The 21,455-nt window shown below is 69.0% G+C and carries 22 protein-coding genes and 1 other RNA gene; 5 read left to right on the top strand and 18 right to left on the bottom strand.

Going from position 1 to position 21,455, the window contains the following annotated elements; all coding sequences use genetic code 11:
• Positions 1-26: 26 nt before the first annotated feature.
• From ftsW to rsmI, 10 genes are all read right to left on the bottom strand, one after another.
• On the bottom strand, positions 27-1,259 hold the full coding sequence (gene ftsW, locus NHL60_RS12425; RefSeq protein ID WP_253443744.1) for a putative lipid II flippase FtsW: 1,233 nt from the start codon (positions 1,257-1,259) through the stop codon (positions 27-29).
• Complete coding sequence (murD, locus tag NHL60_RS12430; RefSeq protein WP_253443747.1) at positions 1,256-2,635, bottom strand: UDP-N-acetylmuramoyl-L-alanine--D-glutamate ligase; 1,380 nt, start codon at positions 2,633-2,635, stop codon at positions 1,256-1,258. Before murD ends, ftsW begins: the two co-directional genes overlap by 4 nt.
• Before the next feature lie 32 nt (positions 2,636-2,667).
• Positions 2,668-3,750 carry a phospho-N-acetylmuramoyl-pentapeptide-transferase gene (mraY, locus tag NHL60_RS12435; protein WP_253443750.1) on the bottom strand — a complete coding sequence of 361 codons (1,083 nt, stop codon included), beginning with the start codon at positions 3,748-3,750 and terminating at the stop codon, positions 2,668-2,670.
• A gap of 9 nt (positions 3,751-3,759) precedes the next feature.
• Positions 3,760-5,145: a UDP-N-acetylmuramoyl-tripeptide--D-alanyl-D-alanine ligase gene (gene murF / locus NHL60_RS12440; RefSeq protein WP_253443753.1), complete on the bottom strand. Its 1,386-nt coding sequence runs from the start codon at positions 5,143-5,145 to the stop codon at positions 3,760-3,762.
• Positions 5,142-6,668: a UDP-N-acetylmuramoyl-L-alanyl-D-glutamate--2,6-diaminopimelate ligase gene (locus tag NHL60_RS12445; protein WP_253443756.1), complete on the bottom strand. Its 1,527-nt coding sequence runs from the start codon at positions 6,666-6,668 to the stop codon at positions 5,142-5,144. Before NHL60_RS12445 ends, murF begins: the two co-directional genes overlap by 4 nt.
• Before the next feature lie 56 nt (positions 6,669-6,724).
• A complete protein-coding gene (locus tag NHL60_RS12450; RefSeq protein ID WP_253443759.1) occupies positions 6,725-8,434 on the bottom strand; it encodes a penicillin-binding protein 2 in 1,710 nt (569 codons plus the stop codon).
• Complete coding sequence (ftsL, locus tag NHL60_RS12455; protein WP_253443762.1) at positions 8,431-8,754, bottom strand: cell division protein FtsL; 324 nt, start codon at positions 8,752-8,754, stop codon at positions 8,431-8,433. The genes NHL60_RS12450 and ftsL overlap by 4 nt, the downstream gene beginning before the upstream one ends.
• Positions 8,755-8,764: 10 nt before the next feature.
• On the bottom strand, positions 8,765-9,721 hold the full coding sequence (rsmH, locus tag NHL60_RS12460) for a 16S rRNA (cytosine(1402)-N(4))-methyltransferase RsmH (protein ID WP_253443766.1): 957 nt from the start codon (positions 9,719-9,721) through the stop codon (positions 8,765-8,767).
• Positions 9,722-9,780: 59 nt separating this feature from the next.
• An RNA gene (gene rnpB, locus NHL60_RS12465) (RNase P RNA component class A) lies at positions 9,781-10,133 on the bottom strand.
• A gap of 32 nt (positions 10,134-10,165) precedes the next feature.
• Entirely contained in the window at positions 10,166-11,026 is an 861-nt protein-coding gene (gene rsmI, locus NHL60_RS12470; RefSeq protein ID WP_253443774.1) for a 16S rRNA (cytidine(1402)-2'-O)-methyltransferase, read from the bottom strand.
• A 48-nt stretch (positions 11,027-11,074) separates the two neighbouring features.
• Between rsmI and NHL60_RS12475 the strand changes: the two genes are divergently transcribed.
• Genes NHL60_RS12475 through NHL60_RS12490 form a run of 4 tightly spaced genes read left to right on the top strand, consistent with a single transcriptional unit; the run spans position 11,075 to position 14,390 of the window.
• Positions 11,075-12,823 (top strand): penicillin-binding protein activator, encoded by a 1,749-nt coding sequence (locus NHL60_RS12475; protein ID WP_253443777.1) that lies wholly within the window; start codon positions 11,075-11,077, stop codon positions 12,821-12,823.
• Positions 12,807-13,175, top strand: a complete 369-nt coding sequence (locus NHL60_RS12480; RefSeq protein ID WP_253443780.1) for a YraN family protein — start codon at positions 12,807-12,809, stop codon at positions 13,173-13,175. Before NHL60_RS12475 ends, NHL60_RS12480 begins: the two co-directional genes overlap by 17 nt.
• A 37-nt stretch (positions 13,176-13,212) precedes the next feature.
• A complete protein-coding gene (locus tag NHL60_RS12485) occupies positions 13,213-13,806 on the top strand; it encodes a phosphoheptose isomerase (protein ID WP_110068125.1) in 594 nt (197 codons plus the stop codon).
• Between the two features lie 5 nt (positions 13,807-13,811).
• Positions 13,812-14,390, top strand: coding sequence for a BON domain-containing protein (locus NHL60_RS12490; protein WP_253443783.1), 579 nt, complete (start codon positions 13,812-13,814; stop codon positions 14,388-14,390).
• Positions 14,391-14,469: 79 nt separating this feature from the next.
• On the opposite strand, the gene NHL60_RS12495 is transcribed toward NHL60_RS12490, so the two are convergent.
• The 8 genes from NHL60_RS12495 to zapE form a co-directional block, all read right to left on the bottom strand.
• Positions 14,470-14,940: a ClpXP protease specificity-enhancing factor gene (locus tag NHL60_RS12495; protein ID WP_253443785.1), complete on the bottom strand. Its 471-nt coding sequence runs from the start codon at positions 14,938-14,940 to the stop codon at positions 14,470-14,472.
• 49 nt (positions 14,941-14,989) lie between these two features.
• Positions 14,990-15,616 carry a stringent starvation protein SspA gene (gene sspA / locus NHL60_RS12500; RefSeq protein ID WP_253443787.1) on the bottom strand — a complete coding sequence of 209 codons (627 nt, stop codon included), beginning with the start codon at positions 15,614-15,616 and terminating at the stop codon, positions 14,990-14,992.
• A gap of 179 nt (positions 15,617-15,795) precedes the next feature.
• Positions 15,796-16,563 (bottom strand): cytochrome c1, encoded by a 768-nt coding sequence (locus NHL60_RS12505; protein ID WP_253443788.1) that lies wholly within the window; start codon positions 16,561-16,563, stop codon positions 15,796-15,798.
• Positions 16,563-17,822, bottom strand: coding sequence for a cytochrome bc complex cytochrome b subunit (locus tag NHL60_RS12510; RefSeq protein WP_253443789.1), 1,260 nt, complete (start codon positions 17,820-17,822; stop codon positions 16,563-16,565). The genes NHL60_RS12505 and NHL60_RS12510 overlap by 1 nt, the downstream gene beginning before the upstream one ends.
• Positions 17,822-18,415 (bottom strand): ubiquinol-cytochrome c reductase iron-sulfur subunit, encoded by a 594-nt coding sequence (petA, locus tag NHL60_RS12515; protein ID WP_253443790.1) that lies wholly within the window; start codon positions 18,413-18,415, stop codon positions 17,822-17,824. The genes NHL60_RS12510 and petA overlap by 1 nt, the downstream gene beginning before the upstream one ends.
• 224 nt (positions 18,416-18,639) lie before the next feature.
• Positions 18,640-19,029: a 30S ribosomal protein S9 gene (rpsI, locus tag NHL60_RS12520; protein WP_253443796.1), complete on the bottom strand. Its 390-nt coding sequence runs from the start codon at positions 19,027-19,029 to the stop codon at positions 18,640-18,642.
• Between the two features lie 13 nt (positions 19,030-19,042).
• Complete coding sequence (gene rplM / locus NHL60_RS12525; protein WP_253443801.1) at positions 19,043-19,471, bottom strand: 50S ribosomal protein L13; 429 nt, start codon at positions 19,469-19,471, stop codon at positions 19,043-19,045.
• 154 nt (positions 19,472-19,625) lie between these two features.
• Positions 19,626-20,813 carry a cell division protein ZapE gene (gene zapE, locus NHL60_RS12530; RefSeq protein WP_253443802.1) on the bottom strand — a complete coding sequence of 396 codons (1,188 nt, stop codon included), beginning with the start codon at positions 20,811-20,813 and terminating at the stop codon, positions 19,626-19,628.
• Between the two features lie 181 nt (positions 20,814-20,994).
• On the opposite strand from zapE, the gene NHL60_RS12535 reads away from it, so the two are divergent.
• Positions 20,995-21,447, top strand: a complete 453-nt coding sequence (locus tag NHL60_RS12535; protein WP_253443803.1) for a YhcB family protein — start codon at positions 20,995-20,997, stop codon at positions 21,445-21,447.
• Positions 21,448-21,455: the final 8 nt, after the last annotated feature.

Below are 21,455 nucleotides of genomic sequence, written 5' to 3' on the forward strand. Positions count from 1 at the left end.
CAGGACGCGGCGTCCCGGTCGCTTGCTCACTTGGCGACTCCTTCGGGTTGAGGGTTTGGCCGCCCCGGTGCGCCACTGGAGCGCGGCGCCGCGGGGCTTGCCCGGCGCACCGCCTGACGGGTCTCGATATCGGCACGCAGCAGCAGCGCCATCATCACGGCGCTGACCAGCAGGCTCGAGCCGCCATAGCTGAGCAGCGGCAGGGTCAGCCCCTTGGTGGGCAGCATGCCGCTGCTCACCGCAATATTGATGAAGGCCTGGGCGCCGATCACCAGGGCGATCCCGTAGCTGAGATAGGCGGCAAAGGGGAGCCGGGCCAGCTCGGCCCGGCGCCCCACCGCCATGGCCCGCCACACCAGCAGGGCGAAGAGCCCGATGACGCCCACCGCCCCGAACAGACCCAGCTCCTCGGCAAGCACCGCAAAGACGAAGTCGGTGTGGGCCTCGGGCAGGTAGAAGAGCTTCTGCACGCTGTTGCCGAGCCCCATGCCCAGCCAGCTGCCCCGGCCGAAGGCGATCAGCGCCTGGGTCAGCTGGTAGCCGCTGGCAAACTGGTCCGCCCAGGGATCGGCGAAGCTGGTGATGCGCGCCAGGCGGTAGGGCTCGGCAATGGCCACATAGAAGCCCAGCAGCCCCACAGCCCCCAGGAGCACCACGAAGCGGCCCCAGGGAGCACCGGCCATCAGCAGCATGCCCATGACGCAGGCGATCATCACCACCGCCGCGCCGTAGTCGGGGGCGCGAATCAGCAGCAGCGCCATGATGCCCACCACCAGCAGCGGACGCAGGAAGGCGCCCAGCTCGCGGCGCACCTGGGGCAGGAAGCGCTCCAGGTAGCCGGCCACGTAGACGATCAGGCAGAACTTGGCCACCTCGGAGGCCTGGAGGTTGAAGGGCACCCCCGGGATCGAGATCCAGCGCTTGCTGCCGTTGATCTCGCGCCCCACCAGCAGCACCAGGATCAGCAGGCCGATGCCCAGCAGCAGCAGCAGGGGACCGTTGACCTTCCACCAGGCCAGGGGCACGCGCAGGGCGAAGGCGGCCGCCCCCAGCGCCACCACCAGGAAGATGGCGTGGCGGATGCTGAAGTACCAGGGGTTACCGGTAAGGCTCGCGGCCACTTCCGACGACGCCGAGGTCACCATCACCCAGCCGATCAGCATCAGCGACAGGGCGGCTACCACCAGCCAGCCGTCGAAGGGCTGGTCCCGGGTGGAGAGCCGCTCGCGGAGCCGGGAGAGCCGAGAGGAGCGCTTCATGTCGCCTCCTGCCCCAGATGGCGGCGCACCCAGCGCCGAAACACCTCGCCGCGCTCTTGGTAGTTGGCGAACTGGTCCAGGCTGGCGCAGGCCGGGGAGAGCAGCACGCAGTCGCCGGGCTCGGCGATCTCGGCGGCCCGGGCCATGGCCTGGGAGAGCTCCTCCACCTCGGTGATCGGCAGCCGCCCGCGCAGAGTCCGCGCCAGGCGCTCGGCGTCGAGGCCGAATAGGATCGCCTCACGACCATAGCGGGCCAGGGGCTCGGCCAGGGGAGTGAAGTCGGCGCCCTTGCCGACGCCGCCGGCCAGCAGGATCAGGCGGCCCGCCAGGGTCGGGCCGAGGCCGGCGATGGCGGCCAGGGTGGCCCCCACGTTGGTGCCCTTGGAGTCGTTAATCCAGCGCACCCCGCCCACCTCGGCCACCAGCTCACCGCGGTGGGGGAGCCCCGGGAAGCGACGCAGCACCCGGCACATCGATTCCATGGGCAGGCCCAGCCGACGCCCCATGGCCAGCGCCGCCAGGGCATTGGCCTGGTTGTGACGGCCGGCCAGGCGCACCTCGGCGGCGGGCATCAGCGGGGTGTCGCCGTGCATCAGCCAGTCGGCGTCCCGGTGGCGGCCGATGCCCCACTCCCCCGCTTCGGGGGCCCGGGTGGTGAAGCTGTCCTGGAAGGGCAGTCGCGCTTCCGGCCAGGTGTTGGGATCCTCGGCGTTGACCACGGCGTGGCGGGCGCCGCGGAAGATGGCCCCCTTGGCCTCCCGATAGCCGGCCATGTTGCCATGGCGGTCCAGGTGGTCCTCGGAGAGGTTGAGGAAGGCCACGCTCTCGGCACCCAGACGCGGCGTGGTCTCGAGCTGGAAGCTGGAGAGCTCCAGCACGTAGAAGTCGGCGTCGGGCTCGTCGGCGAGCAGGTCCAGGGCCGGGGTCCCCAGGTTGCCGCCCACCGCCACGCGACGACCGGCCTCGACGGCCATATCGCCCACCAGGGTGGTCACGGTAGACTTGGCATTGGAGCCGGTAATCGCCGCGATGGGCGCCCGGGCGGCGCGAACGAACAGTGCGATCTCGCCGATCACCAGCGGCTCGCCGGTCGCCTCGCGAAGGCGCCCGGCCAGGGCGTCCAGGCCCGGGGTGCGCGGGTCGACGCCCGGACTCACCACCACCTCCTCCACCTCGGAGAGGTCGAGGGCGGTCAGCGGACCGCAGTGGATCGCCACCCCCGGATGGGCGGCGTGGAAATCATCCATGCCGGGCGGTACGGCGCGGGTATCGGCCACCATGTAGGCCACCCTCTGCCGCTCGAGGTGTCGGCAGATGGCGCGCCCGGAAATGCCGAGCCCGACCACCAGGGTGACGCCTTTCGGCACCTTGACCATATCCTGCTCCTTGCTCGCGTGGAGGCCCTCGCTCAGCGCACCTTGAGGGTCGCCAGGCCGATCAGTACCAGGACCACGGTGATGATCCAGAAACGCACGATGACCCGCGGCTCCGGCCAGCCCTTGAGCTCGTAGTGGTGGTGCAGCGGTGCCATGCGGAAGATACGGCGCCCGGTGAGCTTGTAGGAGCCCACCTGGAGGATCACCGAGACGGTCTCCATGACGAAGATACCGCCCATGATGAAGAGCACGATCTCCTGGCGCACGATCACCGCCACCACGCCCAGGGCCGCCCCCAGGGCCAGGGCCCCCACGTCGCCCATGAAGACCTGGGCCGGGTAGGTGTTGAACCACAGAAAGCCCAGGCCCGCACCGGCGATGGTGGCGCAGAAGACCGCCAGCTCGCCGGAACCGGGGATGAAGGGGATCTGCAGGTAGTTGGCGAAGACGGCGTTGCCGCTGGCGTAGGCGAAGACCGCCAGGCCCATGGCCACCAGGACGGTCGGCATGATGGCGAGGCCGTCCAGGCCATCGGTGAGGTTCACCGCGTTGGAGCTGCCCACGATCACGAAGTAGGTCAGCACGATAAAGAAGACCCCCATGGGCAGCACCACGTCCTTGAACAGCGGCACGATCAGGCTGGTCTCCACCGGCGAAGCGGCGGTGGCATAGAGCAGCACGGCGGCGGCCAGGCCGATCACCGACTGCCAGAGGTACTTCCAGCGCGCCGGCAGGCCCCGGGGATTCTTCTCCACCACCTTGCGGTAGTCGTCCACCCAGCCGATGGCACCGAAGCCCAGGGTGACCCCCAGCACGATCCAGACGTAGTGGTTGCCGAGATCCCCCCACAGCAGGGTGCTGACGGCGATGGCCATCAGGATCATGGCCCCGCCCATGGTGGGCGTGCCCGCCTTGGAGAGATGGGTCTGGGGTCCGTCATCGCGCACCGCCTGGCCGATCTGGCGCTCGACCAGCCGGCGGATCATCACCGGCCCCAGCCACAGGCAAAGCACCAGGGCCGTGAGCGTCCCCAGGATCATGCGCAGGGTCAGGTAGTTGAAGACATTGAAGGCGCTGAAGCGTTGCGCCAGTAACTCAGCCAGATAGAGCAGCATGTATTGCGTTCACCTTGATCGATCCCGACGCAGCACCGCCACCACCTGCTCCATGGCGGCACTGCGCGACCCCTTGACCAGCACGCTGGCCCCGGGCGGAAGATGGTTGAGGGCGTGGCGCGACAGCGCCTCGCGCTCGTCGAAGTGGCACCCGCCTGCCCCGAAGGCGCGGGAAGCGGCCCGGGCCGCCTCACCGCAGGTGCCGAGGAAGTCGATCCCCAGTTCCCGTGCGTAGTCTCCGATCTCGGCATGCAGCCGCTCGGACGCCTCCCCCAGTTCACCCATGGCACCCAGCAGGCACCAGCGCGGGCCGGGCAGCGTGGCGAGCAGTTCGAGGGCCGCCCTCACCGCACCGGGGTTGGCATTATAGGTATCATCCAGCAGCCGCGAGCCGTTGACGCCGGCCACGATGGCGAGCCGGCCCGGCATGGGCGCGACGCCGGAGAGGCCCGCCACGATCCGCTCGGGGGCGAGCCCCATGGCCAGGGCGGCCGCCGCGGCCGCCAGGGCATTGGCCACGTTATGGCGCCCCAGCAGGTCGAGCCGCACCCGCCCGAGCTCGACGCCGTCCGCGACAAGCGTGAAAGCATAGCGCCCCAGGTCATCGCAGGCCAGCGCCCGGGCGGTGACCCTAGCCCGGGGGTCGAGGCCGAAGTCGCGTACCTCCCGGGGCGCGGCGAGCCGTGCCCAGATGGCAAAGTAGGCGTCATCGCGGTTGAGCACCGCGACGCCGTCGGCCGGCAGACCGGCCAGTATCTCGCCCTTGGCCTGGGCAATCTGCCCCATGCCGCCGAACTCTCCCACGTGGGCGCCGGTGACGTTGGTGATCACCGCCACCCCGGGCTCGGCCAGCACGCTGGTCCAGGCGATCTCGCCCAGGTGGTTGGCACCCAGCTCCACCACCGCCTGGCGGTGCTCGGGGGAGAGCTCGAGCAGCGTCAGCGGGGCGCCGAAGTCGTTGTTGAGGTTGCCCCGGGTGGCCAGGGTTGGCCCCATCTGCCCCAGCAGCGCGGCCAGCAGCTCCTTGACCGTGGTCTTGCCGCTGTTGCCGGTGACCGCCGCCAGGGGGCCACCCCAGGCGCGGCGCCGGGCCCGGCCCAGCAGCCCCAGCGCCAGGCGGGTGTCGGCCACCTCGAGCAGCGCCAGGCCCTCCGGGCGAGCCCTGCCGGCCATGGCGCCGGCCTCGACCAGCGCCGCCACGGCGCCGCCCTCCCGGGCCTTGCCGAGGAAGTCGTGGGCGTCGAAGCGTTCGCCGCGCAGAGCCACGAAGAGGCTGCCCGGCGCCAGCTGCCGGGTATCGGTGACGATCGCTCCCACCTGCAGGTCGTGGGTCGGCGCCGCCAGGCCAAGGGCCTCGGCCACCTCGGCCAGACGGGTCAATCCACAGCGGCTCATGCGCCCTCCTCCCCGTCTCGGCCTTCCCGGGCGGCCAGGGCGCGCTCGGCCTCGGCCAGGTCGGAGAAGGGGTGGCGAACCCCGGCCACCTCCTGGTAGGCCTCGTGGCCCTTGCCGGCGATCAGCACCACATCCTCGGCGTCGGCATCAGCCAGCACCCGGGCGATCGCCGCTCCGCGCCCGGCGATCTCCAGCGCCTGGCGGCGCGCACCGCCGGAGAGCCCGGCGAGCACCGCCGCGCGAATCGCCGCCGGCTCCTCGCCGCGTGGATTGTCGTCGGTGACCACCAGGCGGTCGGCGTGGCGCTCGGCGGCGGCGGCCATCAGGGCACGCTTGCCGGGGTCGCGGTCGCCGCCGCAGCCGAACAGGCACCAGAGGCGGCCATCCATCGGGCGGTGGTCGCGCAGGGCGGCCAGGGCATTGTCCAGGGCGTCAGGGGTGTGGGCATAGTCGATGACCACGGTGGGCGCGCCGGGACGCACCAGCGCCTCCATGCGCCCGGGCACCGGGGCAAGCCCGGCGGCCGCCTCGAAGAGCTCGCCGATGCCGTGGCCCAGGCCATGGAGGGTGGCGATGGCCAGCAGCAGGTTGTCCAGATTGAAGCGACCGAGCAGCGAGGTCTCCAGCACCCGCTCTCCCTCGGGAGTGGCCACCAGGGCGCGCTGCCCCGCGGCGTGGGGGTGCCAGTCGACGACCCGGAAGGTCACCGCCTCGCCCTGCCCGGTGGCCAGCACCCGCACCCGTCCCTCTTGACCACCGGGGAGGCCAGCCAGCATCAGCCGGGCCAGGGAGTCATCGGCGTTGACCACGGCAAGCCGAAGCTCCTCACGGCGAAAGAGCCTGGCCTTGGCCGCCGCGTAGGCCGCCATGCTGCCGTGGTAGTCGAGATGGTCCCGGGTCAGGTTGGTGAAGACCGCCGCGGCGAGCCGGCAGCCATCCAGGCGCCCCTGCTCCAGGGCGTGGGAGGAGACCTCCATGGCCACCCGCTGCACGCCCTCGCCGGCCAGCTCGGCCAGCGCCGCCTGCAGCGCCAGGGGTCCCGGCGTGGTCAGCCCAGCGTCGTGCAGGGCGCCAAGCCGCCCGTGGCCCAGGGTCCCCACCAGCCCCGCCGGCACCCCCAGCGCCTCGCTCAGCTCGGCAACGTAGTGGGTCACCGAGCTCTTGCCGTTGGTGCCGGTGACCCCGATCAGCGCAAGGGACTCGGGCACGGCGAAGAGCTCCCGGCCCAGCTCGCCGAGGCGCTGGCGCAGGCCGGGCAGCATGACGACCCGCGGATCCTCGGGGGCGGCGTGCCCGTCGCCGGCGTGGCAGAGCACGGCGCAGGCTCCCGCCGCCAGCGCCGCCGCAATGAAGTCGCGACCGTCGGCAGAAACGCCAGGCACCGCCACGAAGACCGAATCCGGGCCCGTCTGGCGACTGTCGGTACAGAGCCGCAGGGCAGCGTCACCCAGGGCGGGCAGCGGACCGGCGTCGGGCCAGAGTCGCGCCAGGACGTCACGGAGGTGGCGACCGGTCAGCTCCATAAGGCACCTCGGGCGGGGCAGGGGCGGGATGGGGCGGTAGCGAACATGGCGGTACCTCAGCGGCTGCGCTGGTCGGGCGGCACGTCGAGCAGGCGCAGGGCGCTGCCCACGACGCGGGAGAAGACGGGGGCGGCCACGGCGCCGCCGAAATAGCTGTCGCCGCGGGGGTGGTCGATCATCACCACGGTGACGATGCGCGGGTCGGAGACCGGGGCAATGCCGGCGAAGAGGCTGCGATAGGCATCGCGCACATACCCCCCGGCCCCGGTCTTGCGCACCGTGCCGGACTTGCCGGCCACCCGGTAGCCCGGCACCATGGCGCGCCGCGCCCCGGTGGTCGGCTGCACCGACTCCTCCATGATGCGCAGCAGGTCATGGGCCACCCCCCGGTCGATCACCGGCTCCCCCGGCGGCGGCTCGGGAAGCTTGAGCAGCGATGGCGGCAGGCGCTCGCCGCCGTTGGCGATGGCGGTGTAGGCGCTGGCCAGCTGCAGGGCGGACGTGGAGAGGCCGTAGCCGTAGGAGAGCGCGGCCCACTGGCTGCGCGACCAGCGTACCGGCGCCGGCAGGGTACCGGTGGACTCGCCGGGAAAGCCGGTCTCGGGGCTCTGGCCGAGGCCCAGGCGCCGATAGAGATCCGGCACCAGAGGGTCGTCGAGCTCCAGCACCAGCCGGGACATGCCGATATTGGAGGACTTCTCGAGAATGCCGGCGAGATCCAGCTTGCCGTAGTTGCGGATGTCGCGAATGGTGAAGCGGTCGATGCGCATCCAGCCCGGCGAGGTGTCCACCACCACATCCCGGGGAAATTCCCCGCTCTCCATGATCGCCGCCATGGCCAGCGGCTTCATCACCGAGCCGGGCTCGAAGACGTCGACGATGGCCTGGTTGCGCAGACCGCGGGGGTCGAGGCCCGCGCGATTGTTGGGGTTGTAGGAGGGCTGGTTGGCCATGGCCAGCACCTCGCCGGTACGGGCGTCCATCATCACCACCACGCCGCCGTCGGCGTTGTGCTCGGCCACCGCCGCCTTGAGCTCGCGATAGGCCATGTACTGCAGGCGCTGGTCGATGGAAAGCGTCAGCTCGCCGCCGGGGCGCGCCTCGCGCAGCACCTCGAGGTCGCGCACCAGGCGTCCGCGACGGTCCTTGAGCACGCGCCGCTGCCCCGGCTCGCCGGCCAGGTAGAACTGGTAGGCGAGCTCGAGGCCCTCCTGGCCCACGTCGTCGACGTTGGTGACGCCGAGCAGCTGGGCGGTCACCTCGCCCGCCGGGTAGTAGCGCTTGTACTCATCCTGGCGGTAGACCCCCGGGATGCGCAGATCGAGCACCCGCTGGGCGGCCTGTGGCGTCAGCTGGCGGCGCAGGAACATGAACTCCCGGGAGGCGAAACGCGCCAGGCGCGCGTCGAGGTCGTCGGGCTCCATGCCCAGGGCGCGGGCCAGCTGCAGGCGCTGGATGGGGTCCTCCGGCACGTCCTGGGGATTGGCCCAGAGGGTGACCACCGGGGTGGAGATGGCCAGGGGTTCGCCGTTGCGGTCGCTGATCATGCCGCGGTGGGCGGGAATCGGGTCGGTGCGCAGCGTCCGGGCGTCCCCCTGCCCCTGCAGGAAGGGACGGTCCACCACGTGCAGGATCACCACGCGCCCGACCAGCAGGCCGAGGCCGACCAGCACGATGGCCAGCATGAGGCCGTAGCGAAGCCCTCCCATGGGCGCCATGGGCGGTGGACGGCGCGGCGAGACGCCGCTACGCGCTCGGCTGCTCATGGGCGAATCACCTCCACCTCATCGACATCGGGCAGGCGCATCTCGAGGCGCTCCATGGCCAGGCGCTCGATGCGCGCCGGCGAGGACCAGGCACTCTCCTCCAGCAGCAGCTGCCCCCACTCGGTCTGCAGCTGCTGCTGCTCGCGCTCGAGCTGCTGCAGGCGGCCGTACTGGTCGCGGGTCATATGGCTGGCAGTGATCACCGCCAGGGCGCTGCCCAGCGAGAGCAGGGTCAGCGCCAGCACCACCAGCAGCAGCAGGCTGGGCCTCAGGGCCAGCGGCCAGCCAAATCCGGATGTCGATGTTCGTCCCTGGGTCATCGGGCTTCCCTCAGTACCGCTTGCGTGCCACTCGCATCACCGCGCTGCGCGCCCGGGGGTTCTCCTCCACCTCCTCGGCGCCCGGGCGCTGCGCCTTGCCCAGCGCCTCCAGCCGACGCTCGAGTTCGGCATCCGGCACCGGAATGCCCCTGGGCAGATGGGTGTCGCCGCGCACGTGGTGACGAATGAAGCGCTTGACCCGGCGATCCTCCAGGGAGTGGAAGCTGATCACCACCAGGTGCCCGCCGGGGGCCAACGCCTCCAGGGCCGCCTCGAGGGCGGCATCGAGCTGTTCCAGCTCGCCATTGACCTGGATGCGCAGGGCCTGGAAGACCCGGGTCGCGGGGTGCTTGTGCTTCTCCCAGGCCGGGTGGGCGGTCTTGACCACCTCGGCGAGGTCGCCGGTACGCTCGAAGGGCTGCTCGCCGCGCCGGGCCACGATGGCTCGCGCCAGGCGTCGGGCGTAGCGCTCCTCGCCGTACTCCTTGAAGACCCGGGCAAGCTCGCCTTCGGGCGCCCGGGCGATAAAGGCCGCCGCGCTCTCGCCCTGGGTGGGGTCCATACGCATGTCCAGGGGGCCGTCGCGCAGGAAGCTGAAGCCTCGCTCAGGGTCATCCAGCTGGGGGGAGGAGACGCCGATATCGAGCAGCACGCCGGAGAGCCGCCCGTGCAGATCATGGGCGCGGGCGATCTCGCCCAGCCGGGCGAACTCGGCGCGCTCTATGGTGAAGCGCGGATCCTCGAAGGTCGCGGCTTCCGCGATGGCCTGGGGGTCGCGATCGATGGCGATCAGGCGCCCGGCCGGGGAGAGGCGCTCGAGGATGGCGCGGGAGTGGCCGCCGCGGCCGAAGGTACCATCCAGGTAGACGCCGTCGGGATCGTGGACCAGCGCCTCCACGGCGCCGTCCAGCAGCACGCTGGCATGGCGATAACCGCGCGGCTTGGGTTCGTGAGCGGATGACGACATGCGGTTCTCGTAGGCGGCTGGCAGGCTGCCGGGCGCAGGCCCGGCAGGTGTAAGAATCAGGGGGGAGCCGGCCGATAAGCCGGGTTCTGTCGTGGACAGCCATTCCTCTAGGGGACGCGTCACCGCGGCCCTCAAGCAACCTACCCGAACCCAGCGCGGGCCACGCCATGGGGTTCCTATTTGGTCTTGCTCCGAGTGGGGTTTACCGTGCCACGCACTGTTACCAGGCGCGCGGTGCGCTCTTACCGCACCCTTTCACCCTTGCCGGCCTCCCGAGGGAGACGTAGGCGGTCTACTCTCTGCTGCACTTTCCGTCGGCTCGCGCCGCCCAGGCGTTACCTGGCACTCTGCCCTGTGGAGCCCGGACTTTCCTCCCCCGGATCACTCCGGCGGCGACTGTCTGGCCGACTCCCGCGGCAAGCATACCAGCGCCCCGACAGCCCCTCAACAAGGAGTGTCCTTGAGCGCCTGGGCGCGGGCATACCAGGCCTTCTTGGCGCCCCCCAGCACCCGCGCTGCCACCGAGGCGGCCTGCTTGACGCCGACGCCCTCGGCCAGCAGTGCGGCCAGCAGCGCCTCGCCCTCCACCACCGAGGCCTCCTCCTCTTCGCGCGGCGCGGCACCGGCCACCATCACCACGAACTCCCCGCGGGCCTGATCCGGGTCGACCTCCATGCGCGCCAGCAGCTCGCCCGCCGAGCCGTCCAGGAAGGTCTCGAAGGTCTTGGTCAGCTCCCGAGCCAGCACCAGGCGCCGCTCGCCAACCACCGTCGCCAGGTCGGCCAGGGTGTCGCGGATGCGGTGGGGCGACTCGTAGAAGACCAGGGTCTCCTCCCGGGTCGCCAGGGCCTCCAGGCGAGCGCGCCGCCCCGCCCCCTTGGCCGGCAGGAAACCCTGAAAGGTGAAGCGATCGGTGGGCAGGCCCGCCGCCGAGAGCGCGGCCACCAGGGCGCAGGCCCCCGGCACCGGCACGATGCGCCGCCCCCGGGCGCGCAGCTCGCGCACCAGTACGAAGCCGGGATCGCTGATCAGGGGCGTGCCGGCATCGGAGACCAGGGCGATGGACTCGCCGGCGGCCAGGCGCGCATCGAGCTGTTCGACCCGCGCCGCCTCGTTGTGCTCGTGCAGGGAGAGCATCGGCACCGAGAGCCCCAGGTGGCGCAGCAGGCGCCCGGTATGGCGGGTATCCTCGGCGGCAATCACCGCGACCTCCCCCAGCAGCCGCGCGGCGCGCGGACTCAGGTCCTCCAGATTCCCAATCGGCGTGGCGACCACGTACAATGAAGCAGTGTTAGCGTCTGACACTGGCGGCTCCTCGGCTAGCTGCCGACCCAACGGACTAAGGATGGATTCATGCGGATACCCACTCGCGGCCTGCTGGCCACGGCGCTCTGTGCGATGCTGCTGGCGGGCTGTGCCGCGCCAACCGGCATCGTCGATCGCGTCACCGACGACGACCCGAGCCGCCTGCTCGAACAGGCCGGCCAGCAGGAGCCGGCCCAGGCGGCCAGAACCCGGCTGGAAGCGGCGAACATCCTAGCACGCCAGGGAGAGCACACCCAGGCGCTGGAGATCGCGGCGGACATCGATGACAGCCTGCTCCCCCCGGAGACCCGAGCCCGCTGGGCCCTGCTGCTGGCCGAGCTGGGCGAGACGCTGGGCGAACCCTGGGCGGTCATCCAGGCGGCCCAGGAGCTCGACGCCCTGCCCCTCGCGCCCGACCGCGCCTTGGCGCTGCGCGAACAGCTGGGCATGGCACTGCTCGAAGTCGACGAGCCGGCGGCGGCGGCCGAAGCGCTGCTGCGGGTCCAGGCCAGCCGCAACGACGAGGCGCTCAACGACCCGATCTGGACGGCCATGAGCCGCCTCGACGGCCAGGCGCTGGCCGATCTGGGCCGGGACGCCGACGCCCTGACTCGGGGCTGGGTGGAGCTCGCCGAGCTCTACCACACCAGCGGCGGCGATATCGAGCGGCTGTTCGAGCGCCTCGACGCCTGGCGCGAGCGCAACAGCCGCCACCCCGCCGCTCGCCGGCTGCCCGCCGACCTGGTGGCGCTGGGCGAGCTGCGCGGCCTGGAGGTGCGTCATATCGCCGTGATGCTGCCGGAGTCAGGCCCCCTGGCCAGGCCCGCCGATGCCATCATCGAGGGCATGCGCATCCAGCACCGCGCCGCCGGCGGCAGTGTCCAGCTCAGCTTCCTCGACGCCAGCCATGGCGACCTGGAGGCCCTCTACCGGGAGGCCCAGAGCCGCGGCGCCCAGGTCATGGTGGGGCCGCTGGACAAGGACCAGGTCACCCGGCTCGAGCAGCAGGAGCGCGTGCCCCTGCCCACCCTGGCCCTCAACTACGGCCACGGCGAGCGCAACGGCGCCCGGGGACTCTTCCAGTACGGCCTCTCCGCCGAGAATGAGGCTCGCCAGGCCGCCGTTCGCGCCTGGCGCGACGGCCATCGCAGCGCCGGCGTGCTGGTACCCGACAACGACTGGGGCCGCCGAGTCGGCGAAGCCTTCTGGGACGAGTGGCAGGCCCGCGGCGGCGAAGTGACCAATGCAGTGCGCTACAACCCGAACGCCCCGGCCACCGAGAGCACCCGCCGGGCGGTCAGCAACCCGCGCCCGGATGCCCTCTTCCTGCTGGCGCTGCCCGACTATGCCCGCCAGGTGCCGCCGACCCTGGACTACTTCGGCGCCAGCCGCCTGCCGGTCTACGCCACCTCGCACCTCTTCGAGGGCCAGATCAACCCCCAGCTCGACCATGACCTGAACGACGTCCAGTTCCTGGATATCCCCTGGCAGATTCCCGACGCTGCCGTGGGCGGCGTCGAGGTGCTGCCCTTCCTCGACAGCTACCGGGCCTTGCGCGAGGAGTCGGACCCGACCCTCTTCCGCCTGCATGCCATGGGCGTGGATGCCTTTGAACTGGCTCGCCGCCTGCCCCAGTTCGAGGCGGTGCCCGGCATGGAGCTGCGCGGCGCTACCGGGACCCTGCGTCCCGGAAGCGATGGCCGCATCGAGCGCGAGCTGCCCTGGGCACGCTTCGTCAACGGCGTGCCCCAGCCGGTGCTGATTCCGGGGATCTTCGGCGATGAGCGGGCCCGCTGACGCCCGCGCCCGGGGCGAGGCCGTCGAACGCCTCGCCGCGGCCTGGCTCACCGAGCGCGGCTTGACGCTGGTCGCCAGCAACCAGCATGCCAAGGGCGGTGAGCTGGACCTGGTGATGCGTGACGGCGATACCCTGGTGTTCGTCGAGGTGCGCCACCGGGCCGACACCCGCCACGGCCACCCCCTGGAGACCATCACGCCTCTCAAGCAGCGCCGGCTGATCAGGGCGGCGCGTTTTTATCTCCACCGCAACGGGCTATCATGTCCCTGCCGCTTCGATGTGCTGGCCGCTACCGGCCTGCCGCCCCATCTCGAGTTTGACTGGGTCGCCAACGCCTTCGAGGCCTACTGACCGGTCACGCCCCACTGCCAAAGGACCCGGACGTCACATGGATTTCCAGCAGCGCATTCTCGGCCACTTCAACGCCAGCATCGACACCAAGACCTATGCCAGCGAGGTGCTGCCACCCTTTATCGAGGTGGCCAGCCAGATGATGGTCCAGTGCCTGGTCAACGAGGGCAAGATACTGGCCTGCGGCAACGGCGGCAGCGCCGGCGACAGCCAGCACTTCTCCTCGGAGCTGCTCAACCGCTTCGAGCGCGAACGCCCCAGCCTGCCCGCCCTGGCCCTGACCACCGACACCTCGACGCTGACCTCCATCGCCAACGACTACAGCTACAACGAGGTGTTCTCCAAGCAGATCCGCGCCCTTGGTCAGCCCGGCGACATCCTGCTGGCGATCTCCACCAGCGGCAACTCCGCCAACGTCATCCAGGCCATCCAGGCCGCCCACGACCGCGACATGACGGTGGTGGCCCTGACCGGCCGGGACGGCGGCAACATGGCCTCCCTGCTCGGCCAAGACGACTGCGAGATCCGGGTCCCGGCCACCTCCACGGCGCGCATTCAGGAGGTTCACCTGCTGGTGATCCACTGTCTCTGCGACCTGATCGACGAACAACTCTTCGGCACAAGCGAGTGACCCACATGAACCGCAAGCCCCTGCTCAGCTCCCTGCTGCTGGTCGCCGCCCTGGGCGTGGCCGGCTGCACCACCGTCACCGGCGTCACCCATCAGGGCACCATCGACGAGAACTACGGCAAGCGCACCGTCGGCACCCAGGTGGAAGACCAGAACATCGAGACCAAGGTCAGCCACAACCTGCGCCGCACCGATGCCCGCCTGGGCGACGCCCGCATCAACGTCGACACCTACAACGGTGTGGTGCTGCTCACCGGCCAGGTGCCCAGCCAGGAGCTCAAGGAGAAGGCCAGCGGGGTCGCCGGCGAGGTGCGCAACGTCCGCGAAGTGCATAACGAGCTCTCCATCGCCGCCAACCTGCCGGCCAGCCAGCGCCTCTCGGACTCCTGGCTCAATACGCGCATCCGCACCAGCCTGGCCGCCAATGACCGCATCGACTCCGGCCGCATCCGCGTGGTCACCGAGAACAACACCGTCTACCTGATGGGCATCGTCAGCCGCGCCGAGGCGGACCGCATCGTCCAGGCGGTCTCCAACGTCGGCGGCATGCAGCGCATCGTCAAGGTATTCGACTACATGGATTGAGGACGGCGCCCTGCCCGACCCCATAACGCAGAGCGGCAGGCCACTGGCCTGCCGCTCTGCGTTCTCCCCTGAGGCACGACTACTTGATGACTCTCAGCGAAGGCTTGCCCTTGCGGGGCGGCGCCTCGGCCTGGGGGGCTTCGCCATCCTCCTCACCGGCATCGACCTCACCGTCCACGCTGGTCAGGCCGGGCCCGCTCTCCGGCGTCTCGGCCGGGGCCAGCACCGGCTCATGGCCGAAGACCATGCCGACGCCGTTCTCACGGGCGTAGATGGCGACCAGCGCCGAGGTCGGCACCATCACCTGCATGGGCACGCCGCCGAAGCGGGCCGAGAAGCCCAGGGCCTCGCTCTCGATAAAGAGATCGCGCACGGCGCCGGGCGAGAGGTTGAGCACGATCTGTCCATTCTGGACGAACTGCCTGGGCACCTCCACGCCGGGCTGTTCGGCATCCACCACGATGTAGGGGGTCAGGTCGTTGTCCAGCAGCCACTGGTACAGGGCTCTGGCCAGATAGGGGCGACTCGAATAGGGGCGACTGGATGACATCGTCAGGCCCTCCGATTGCAGCCCCCGGAAACCGGGGGCGGTGTATTCATCAGCTACGAATCTCGCGCTCGGCTTCGCTCAGTGAGGCCTTGAAGCCCTCCCGACCGAAGATACGCTCCATGTAGCCGAGCAGCGGCTTGACCTGCTTCTCGGGCAGGTCGATGCCGAGCGCAGGCAGGCGCCACAGGATGGGCGCCAGGCAGCAGTCCACCAGGGTGAACTCCTCGCTCATGAAGTAGGGCATGTCCTCGAAGATCGGCGAGATGCCGATCAGGCTCTCGCGCAGCTCCTTGCGCGCCTTGTCGGCCTCCTTCTTGCTCCCCTTCTCGACCTGCTCCACCAGCGGGCACCACTCGCGCTCGATGCGGTGCATCCACAGCCGGCTCTGGGCGCGGGCCACGGGGTAGACCGGCAGGAGGGGCGGATGGGGAAAGCGCTCATCCAGGTACTCCATCATCACCTTGGACTCGTAGAGCACCAGTTCGCGATCCAGCAGCGTGGGCACGCTGTTGTAGGGGTTGAGGTCGGCGAGCTCCTCGGGCTGCTGCTCGTCGGTGACCTCGACGATGTCCACCGCCACCCCCTTCTCGGCGAGCACGATCCGTACGCGATGACTGAAGTGATCTGCACCACCCGAGTAGAAGGTCATCGACGACCGCTTGGCCACTACACCCATGAAAGAATCCTCGCATCAAATCGAACGGCAATGATAACACGACGGCAAGCACCACAAGATGGCAGCGCTTCCCGGACCGCTTCTCCGGACCACTGTCTTCAAACCACTGTCGTCTTCAAACACTGAGGGCGCATGGCCCATTGGCCATGCGCCCCCACACCTTTCCACTCAGGCGTGGATCAGTGGATGTCGCGCCAGTACTCGCGCTTCAGCAGGTAGCCGATGACACCGAAGATGAAGATGAAGAGCAGCACCTTCGGGGCCAGGGCCTGGGCCTGGAGCTTGGAGGGCTCGCCGACGTAGACCAGGAAGTTGGTCAGGTCGTACATGGCCTCCTCGAACTCGGCCGGCTCCATGCTGCCCGGGCTCGTGATCTGCAGCACCTCACAGGACTGATACTTGCCGGTGAGCGGGTCCAGCTCGGCGCCCGGCAGGGGCCGGTCGCTCTCGCTGCACACCATCTCCTGCACGCCCTGCAGCGGCTCGAGCACGTTGGGCATGGCCGACGCCTCGAGCACGATGTTGTTGACGCCGAGGGGCTGGCTGGGATCACGATAGAAGCCCAGCAGGTAGGAGTAGATGTAGTCCGCCCCCTTGATCCGGTTGAACAGCGTCAGATCGGGAGGCGTCACACCGAACCAGCTCTCGGAGTCGCCCGACTGCATGGCGATATGCATCTGGTCGTTGAAGGCCAGCTCGCTGGAGAAGATCAGGTTCTCCTCCACCAGGTCCTGGGGCATGCCCAGGTCGGTCGCGGCCCGGGCGAAGCGCTGGTGCTCCAGGGAGTGGCAGCCCATGCAGTAGTTGACATAGAGCTGCATGCCCCGCTGCAGGGACGCCTCGTCGTTGATATCCGGCGTCATCGAGAAGGGCTGTGGCGGCAGCGGCGCCGCCATGGCCGTCAAGGGCAGCAGCGCGAAGAGCAGTGCGAAGAGTTGCTTTTTCATTAGCCAGTCACCCTCTCCGGAACGGGTTTGGTCTTCTCCAGCTTGGTGTAGATCGGCATCAGCAGGAAGAAGGCGAAGTAGAGCACGGTGCACAGCTGCGCCACCGCGGTGCGAAGCCCAGTGGCCGGAATGGCCCCCAGGATACCCAGGATCACGAAGCTGATGGCGAACAGCGTCAGCATCACCTTGGACATCCAGCCCTTGTAGCGCATGGAGCGCACCGGGCTGCGGTCGAGCCAGGGCAGCACGAAGAGCACCGCAATGGCACCGCCCATGAAGACCACGCCCAGGAACTCGGCCTGAAGCGGGCCAATGTCGAAGGTGATCGCACGAAGGATCGCGTAGAAGGGGGTGAAGTACCATACCGGCGCGATATGGTCCGGCGTCACCATGGGGTTGGCAGGCTCGAAGTTGGGACGCTCGAGGAAGTAGCCGCCGCCCTCGGGGAAGTAGAAGATCACCGCCGCGAAGACGAACAGGAAGACCGCCACGCCGACGATATCCTTCACCGTGTAGTAGGGGTGGAAGGGGATGCCGTCCAGGGGCTTGCCGGTCTCGTCCTTCTTGGCCTTGATATCGATGCCGTCCGGGTTGTTGGAGCCGACCTCGTGCAGGGCGATGATGTGCAGCACCACCAGGGCCAGGATCACGATGGGCAGCGCCACCACGTGCAGTGCGAAGAAGCGGTTCAGGGTGATACCGGAAATCAGGAAATCACCGCGAACCCACTGGGCCAGGTCGGGGCCTATGGCCGGAATCGCCGAGAACAGTGAGATGATCACCTGGGCACCCCAGTAGGACATCTGGCCCCAGGGCAGCAGGTAGCCCATGAAGGCCTCTGCCATCAGCAGCAGATAGATGGTCATGCCGAAGATCCACACCAGCTCGCGGGGCGCCTTGTAGGAGCCGTAGAGCAGGCCGCGGAACATGTGCAGGTAGATCACCACGAAGAAGGCCGAGGCACCCGTAGAGTGCATATAGCGAATCAGCCATCCCCACTCCACGTCGCGCATGATGTACTCGACGGAAGCGAAGGCGCCCTCGGCGGAGGGGTTGTAGCTCATGGTCAGCCAGACGCCGGTCAGGATCTGATTGACCAGCACCAGCAGGGCCAGCGAGCCGAAGAAGTACCAGAAGTTGAAGTTCTTGGGGGCGTAGTACTTTGACAGGTGATCCTGCCACATCTGGGTGGCGGGGAAGCGCTCATCCACCCAGCGCATCAGCCCCTTTTCCGCCATCGCCTTGTTCGGGTTAGCCATCAGGCAGTCTCCTCGTCTTCACCGACAATGATGATGTCGTCGGTCTCGAAGCGGTACGGCGGAACCTCCAGGTTGGAGGGGGCCGGCACGTTGCGGAACACGCGGCCCGCCAGATCGAAGTAGGAGCCGTGGCAGGGGCAGAAGAAACCGCCCGGCCAGCCGCTCATGTCCACCGCATCGGGCTCGGGACGATAGAGCGGCGAGCAGCCCAGGTGGGTGCAGATGCCGATCAGCACGCCGATCTCGGGGCGGATGGAGCGCAGCGGGCCGGTGACGTAGCCCGGCTGCTGCGGAACGTTGGAGTCCGGGTCGACCAGCCGCGAACCGTCGAAGCCCTCGGTGCGCTCGATCATCTCCGGCGTACGGTTGATGATCCACACCGGGCGTCCGCGCCACTCGACGGTCATCCGCTGCCCTGGCTCGAGCTTGGAGATGTCTGCCTGCACGGGCGCACCCGCCGCTCTCGCCCTGGCACTAGGCTGCCAGGAAGCCACAAAGGGGACCGCTACCCCGACGGCACCCACCGCACCCACGACGGTGGTGGCACCTACGAGGAAACGGCGCCGACCCTTGTTTACGCCGTTATCTGCCATTTCAAGGTTTCTCCCATCAGCTTACCCGTTGATCCATCACGAGCGGCCCAGCCCCCCGCGACCACGGATACCAAATGCGCTCTATAGTAAAAAAATGCGCCCCACCATACAAGGACGACGGTCCATGACAAAGGTGGAAGGCACGCAGCAACCTATTGATTCCAGAAACAAAAACGCCCGAGCCAGAGACTCGGGCGAGGCGTTTGCGGCGCAGTAGGCGACGCTTAACGCTTGGAGAACTGCGGGCGACGACGCGCCTTGCGCAGGCCGACCTTCTTACGCTCGACCTTACGGGCGTCGCGGGTCACGTAGCCGGCTTCGCGCAGCTGGCTGCGGAACTCCTCGTTGTACTCCATCAGGGCACGAGTGATGCCGTGACGGATAGCGCCGGCCTGGGCCGAGCCGCCGCCGCCCTTGACGGTAACGAAGACGTCGAACTGGCTCAGGGTGTCGGTCAGCTCGAGGGGCTGACGGACCACCATGCGACCGGTGACGCGACCGAAGTACTGGTCCAGCTCACGGCTGTTGACGGTGATCTTGCCGGAGCCCGGCTTCAGGAAAACGCGGGCGGTAGAGGTCTTGCGGCGCCCGGTACCGTAATACTGCTGTGTCATGGCGAAGACTCCCTCAGATGTTCAGTTCTTGCGGCTGCTGGGCGGCGTGCGGATGCTCGGCACCGGCATAGACCTTGAGCTTGGAATACATGGTGCGGCCCATCGGACCCTTGGGCAGCATGCCCTTGACGGCGCCCTCGATGATGCGCTCGGGCGCATGGTCGAGCAGCTTGTCGAAGGTCATGGAGCGCAGGCCACCGGGATAGCCGGTGTGACGGTAGTAGGTCTTGGCCTTGGCCTTGTTGCCGGTGACCTTCACCTTCTCGGCATTGATCACGACGATGTAGTCGCCGGTATCAACGTGCGGGGTGAACTCCGGCTTGTGCTTGCCGCGCAGGCGACGAGCGATTTCGGTGGCCAGGCGGCCGAGCGTCTTGTCCGTAGCGTCGACGACGTACCAGTCGCGCTGGACGGTCTGCGGTTTGGCAGTGAACGTCTTCATGGAATCTCACCAATCAAGTGTATTGGGTTCTGCCGCCGGCGCTGCCGGCATGGAACCATCCCTATTCTTCTTGGTTGTCGGCGGCACCAAGGCCGACGACAACGAGTAGAGCGCGCGAATTCTACACGAGAAGGCGCCCGACGCGCAATGCCGCTCAGGGCTTGTGGGCCAGCGCCAGATAGTCGTGGGACTGCATCTCCTGCAGCCGCGACAGGGTGCGCTGGAACTCGAACTCGAGCCGGCCATCGGCATAGAGCGCCTCGGCGGGCACCTCGGCGGACATCAGCAGCTTGACCCCGCGGTCGTAGAACTCGTCGACCATGTTGATGAAGCGCCGCGCCTGGTCATCCGTGGCCCCATTCATGCGGGTGACATTGGAGACCAGCACGCTGTGGAACTCCCGGGCCAGCTCGATATAGTCATTCTGGCTGCGCGGCCCGTCGCAGAGCTCCCGGAACTCGAACCAGACCACGTCGTCGTGGAGGCGCCGCGCCCGCAGCACGCGGTGGTTGACCTCGATGGTGGCATCCGCCTCGCCCTCGTGGCCGGCGATCTCCCGGAAGCTGCGGGCCAGCTCCACCTCGGCGGCCTCGTCCAGGGGAGCATGGAAGATCTCCGCCCGCTCCAGGGCGCGCAGCCGGTAGTCGATGCCCGAATCGACATTGACCACCTCGCAGTGGCGGTTGAGCAGGTCGATGGCGGGCAGGAAGCGCGCCCGCTGCAGGCCATCCTTGTAGAGCTCGTCGGGCACGATATTGGAGGTCGCCACCAGCACCACGCCATGCTCGAAGAGCGCCTCGAGCAGGTTGGCCAGGATCATGGCATCGGTGATGTCCTTGACGAAGAACTCGTCGAAGCAGATCACCCGCGCCTCGTCGGCAAACTTGGCGGCAATCAGCTTCAGGGGGTTCTTCTCCCCCTTGTAGTGGGTCAGCTCGTTGTGCACCCGCTGCATGAAGCGGTGGAAGTGGGTACGCATCTTCTCCGGAAAGGGCAGCGACTCGTAGAAGGCGTCCACCAGGTAGGTCTTGCCACGCCCTACCCCGCCCCAGAAGTAGAGCCCCCGCACCTCGGGCAGCACCGGCTCGCCGGCAGGCTCGTCGCGCCTGCGCTTGCCGAACAGCCCGGCCATGCGGGCACCCAGCTTGCCCTGGGGCGGGACCGCCCGGGGACGCGCCCGGGGGGTCGCCATCAGGTCATCATGGAGCCGCTGAAGATGGGCGACGGCCTGCTCCTGGGCGGGGTCGTACTGGAAGTCGTCTCGCTCGAGGTCGGCGCGGTAACGCTCCGTGGGCGTCAGGCGAGAGTCTCCGGACTCGGTCGATGTCGGCGTGGCACTCATGCAATAGCGAACCGTCTCGGCTGAAGGTGGCTGCGCATTATACGCCCAAGCGCCGCCGGACGCATCGCCACCCCCGCGTTGACCCACCGCCGCGGCTCGGCCCTATAATGGGGCGCCCGGGGAGCTCCCCGGAACGGGTCCGCACCGGTGCGGACCGATCCACCGCCGCAGGGAGACCGACGTGGACGCAAGCAAGATCAACTGGATTCTGGCCATCGCCTGCCTGCTCGCAGGCATCGGGCTCGGCGCCCTGGGCTACCACCTGCTCAACGCCAGCGCGGCGAGCCTGCAGAAGCTGCGCCAGCGCCTGGCCGAACGGGATCGCGAGCTGGAGGCCCTGCGCAGCGGGGTGAACGACCACCTCGGCGAGGTCTCCCGGCTCGTCGCCGCCCTGCAGCGCGACGGCGAGGCCCTGGCCAGCCGGCTGGAACAGGATGCCCGCCGCCTGGGCGGCAAGGGCGCCCCGCGCGCCGGACTAGAGGCCGCCGCGGCGCCGGAGACCCTGGCCGACGCCGACCCCGATGCGCCCGCCATGCCCCGGGACTACGCCGATGGCACGGGAGGCACCCTGTCAGAGGACTTCGGCCTCAAGGACGACGAGGACGCCAAGGCGCCCCAGCCGCCCCGCTACTGACCTCCTTC

Origin of the sequence: Halomonas sp. Y3 (assembly GCF_024137965.1) — a bacterium.
In the GTDB taxonomy this organism is placed as follows: Bacteria; Pseudomonadota; Gammaproteobacteria; order Pseudomonadales; family Halomonadaceae; genus Halomonas; species Halomonas mongoliensis.

Excerpts from the sequence above, each read along its gene's own strand:
- ftsW (WP_253443744.1), bottom strand. The coding sequence starts at position 1,259 with ATGAAGCGCTCCTCTCGGCTCTCCCGGCTCCGCGAGCGGCTCTCCACC.
- murD (WP_253443747.1), bottom strand. The coding sequence starts at position 2,635 with ATGGTCAAGGTGCCGAAAGGCGTCACCCTGGTGGTCGGGCTCGGCATT.
- mraY (WP_253443750.1), bottom strand. The coding sequence starts at position 3,750 with ATGCTGCTCTATCTGGCTGAGTTACTGGCGCAACGCTTCAGCGCCTTC.
- murF (WP_253443753.1), bottom strand. The coding sequence starts at position 5,145 with ATGAGCCGCTGTGGATTGACCCGTCTGGCCGAGGTGGCCGAGGCCCTT.
- NHL60_RS12445 (WP_253443756.1), bottom strand. The coding sequence starts at position 6,668 with ATGGAGCTGACCGGTCGCCACCTCCGTGACGTCCTGGCGCGACTCTGG.
- NHL60_RS12450 (WP_253443759.1), bottom strand. The coding sequence starts at position 8,434 with ATGAGCAGCCGAGCGCGTAGCGGCGTCTCGCCGCGCCGTCCACCGCCC.
- ftsL (WP_253443762.1), bottom strand. The coding sequence starts at position 8,754 with ATGACCCAGGGACGAACATCGACATCCGGATTTGGCTGGCCGCTGGCC.
- rsmH (WP_253443766.1), bottom strand. The coding sequence starts at position 9,721 with ATGTCGTCATCCGCTCACGAACCCAAGCCGCGCGGTTATCGCCATGCC.
- NHL60_RS12475 (WP_253443777.1), top strand. The coding sequence starts at position 11,075 with ATGCGGATACCCACTCGCGGCCTGCTGGCCACGGCGCTCTGTGCGATG.
- NHL60_RS12480 (WP_253443780.1), top strand. The coding sequence starts at position 12,807 with ATGAGCGGGCCCGCTGACGCCCGCGCCCGGGGCGAGGCCGTCGAACGC.
- NHL60_RS12485 (WP_110068125.1), top strand. The coding sequence starts at position 13,213 with ATGGATTTCCAGCAGCGCATTCTCGGCCACTTCAACGCCAGCATCGAC.
- NHL60_RS12490 (WP_253443783.1), top strand. The coding sequence starts at position 13,812 with ATGAACCGCAAGCCCCTGCTCAGCTCCCTGCTGCTGGTCGCCGCCCTG.
- NHL60_RS12495 (WP_253443785.1), bottom strand. The coding sequence starts at position 14,940 with ATGTCATCCAGTCGCCCCTATTCGAGTCGCCCCTATCTGGCCAGAGCC.
- sspA (WP_253443787.1), bottom strand. The coding sequence starts at position 15,616 with ATGGGTGTAGTGGCCAAGCGGTCGTCGATGACCTTCTACTCGGGTGGT.
- NHL60_RS12505 (WP_253443788.1), bottom strand. The coding sequence starts at position 16,563 with ATGAAAAAGCAACTCTTCGCACTGCTCTTCGCGCTGCTGCCCTTGACG.
- NHL60_RS12510 (WP_253443789.1), bottom strand. The coding sequence starts at position 17,822 with ATGGCTAACCCGAACAAGGCGATGGCGGAAAAGGGGCTGATGCGCTGG.
- petA (WP_253443790.1), bottom strand. The coding sequence starts at position 18,415 with ATGGCAGATAACGGCGTAAACAAGGGTCGGCGCCGTTTCCTCGTAGGT.
- rpsI (WP_253443796.1), bottom strand. The coding sequence starts at position 19,029 with ATGACACAGCAGTATTACGGTACCGGGCGCCGCAAGACCTCTACCGCC.
- rplM (WP_253443801.1), bottom strand. The coding sequence starts at position 19,471 with ATGAAGACGTTCACTGCCAAACCGCAGACCGTCCAGCGCGACTGGTAC.
- zapE (WP_253443802.1), bottom strand. The coding sequence starts at position 20,813 with ATGAGTGCCACGCCGACATCGACCGAGTCCGGAGACTCTCGCCTGACG.